The organism is Kitasatospora sp. NPDC058478 (genome assembly GCF_042720345.1).
Taxonomy (GTDB): domain Bacteria; phylum Actinomycetota; class Actinomycetes; order Streptomycetales; family Streptomycetaceae; genus Kitasatospora.
Genome location: NZ_JBHXML010000051.1, coordinates 23,547 through 25,158, shown reverse-complemented (window position 1 = coordinate 25,158; position 1,612 = coordinate 23,547). Strand labels below are relative to the sequence as shown.

The following is a 1,612-nucleotide window of genomic DNA, read 5'->3' as shown; positions in this document are numbered from 1 at the left end:
CCAACTACATATACCCCCCGGGCGTGCGGTGGGGGTGGGCGCAGGAAGTCGACGGGTCCGACTTCCTGCGCACACCGATGGCTTCCGCGGAGCGAGCCCTGCTGCGCTGCCCCGCATCCGCGACGCCCGCTGCCCCGGCCCGCCCCGCATAGGCTCACGCATGTGCCCGTCCCGGTCCCCGTCCCCGTGTCTGCCTCCGCCGGCCGGCCGCCGGCCCAGGCCAGCCTGACCACCGGTGCCCTCGCCCGCATGCTCGGCGTCTCCCCGACCACCGTCCGCTCCTGGGAACGCCGCTACGGCATCGGTCCCGCCCAGCGTGACCCCGGGCGCCACCGCCAGTGGAGCCCGCGGGACGTTGCCGTCCTGGCGGAGATGTGCCGCCTGACCGCCCGCGGCGTCACCCCGGCCGAGGCCGCCCGCCTCGCCCTCGCCGCCGAGGCTCCAGGACCGTCCGGGCCGTCCGGGCCGCCAGAGACGTCCGGGCCGCCAGAGACGTCCGAGGTGTCCGGACCGTCCGAGCCGCCGGGGCCGCCTGCCGGTGGGCCGGCCCCCGGTGGCGGGAACGCCCTGCCCGTCGGCACCGTCCGCCCCGAATGCCGGGGGCTGGCCCGCGCGGCCGTTCGCCTCGACGCCCCCGAGCTCGCCCGGATCCTGCGACACAGCGTCGACACCCTCGGCCCGGTCGCCGCCTGGACCGAGGTGATGATGCCCGCCCTGCGCGCCGCCGGCCGCAAGTGGGCCGCCGAGGGCGAGCGCTATGTCGAGGTCGAGCACCTGCTGTCCTGGCACGTCGCCGCCGCTCTGCGCCGCGCCGCCGACCGGGTCGAGCCGCCGCAGGGTCCGGCCGTCCTGCTCGCGGGCATGCCCGCCGAACTGCATGCCCTGCCGCTGGAGGCGCTGGCCGCGGGACTGGCCGAACGGGGCCTGCCGTTTCGGATGTTCGGCCCGGCCCTGCCGACCGAAGCCCTGTTGGAAGCGGTCCGCCGCACCGGCCCGCCCGCCGTCCTGCTCTGGTCCCAGGTCGCCCGCACCGCCGACCGGGCCCTGGCCCGCCGTGTCGCCGAGACCGCCTGGGGCCCCCACGGTGCCCGCACCCGTCCCGTCGTCCTGACCGCCGGCCCCGGCTGGACCGGCCCCCGCCGCCCCCCGGGCGCCCTGCGCCCCCGCGACCTGCCCACCGCTCTCGACCAGCTGGAGCACCTGCTGCGCTGAACCCTCGCCCTGCGGAACCGCGACACGTGCGCCGTACAGCCTTGCCCGCAGGCTCGCGCTGCTGGCTCCGGAGTGAATATACCGACCGGTCTACAGATTCGATCGTGCCCGCAGTGCGCACAGGAAGTCGGCCTGCCCGACTTCCTGCGCGGGGCGGCTCACCCTCGGCCTTGCCGCGCGACGAGGCCTGCGAACGGAGTCCTGAGAGCGGAAAAATATATCGGTCGGTCTACATATTCGGCTGCGCGCACAGTGGGCGGGCGGGGAGCCGGGAAGTGGGAGCGGTTCGGCGCGGGGGGGGATGGGGCCCAGGCCCCCAAAAGCCGGGCCCGGCCAGTGGGGGCCGGGGAAAAATACCGGGGGGGGGAAAAATTTAAAGGTGGGGGGGGAAGACCCCCCC

The 1,612-nt window shown here is 76.1% G+C and carries 1 protein-coding gene; it reads left to right on the top strand.

The window, feature by feature from the left end:
* Positions 1-249 precede the first annotated feature (249 nt).
* On the top strand, positions 250-1,212 hold the full coding sequence (locus ACFWPT_RS26440; RefSeq protein ID WP_380484805.1) for a MerR family transcriptional regulator: 963 nt from the start codon (positions 250-252) through the stop codon (positions 1,210-1,212).
* Positions 1,213-1,612: the final 400 nt, after the last annotated feature.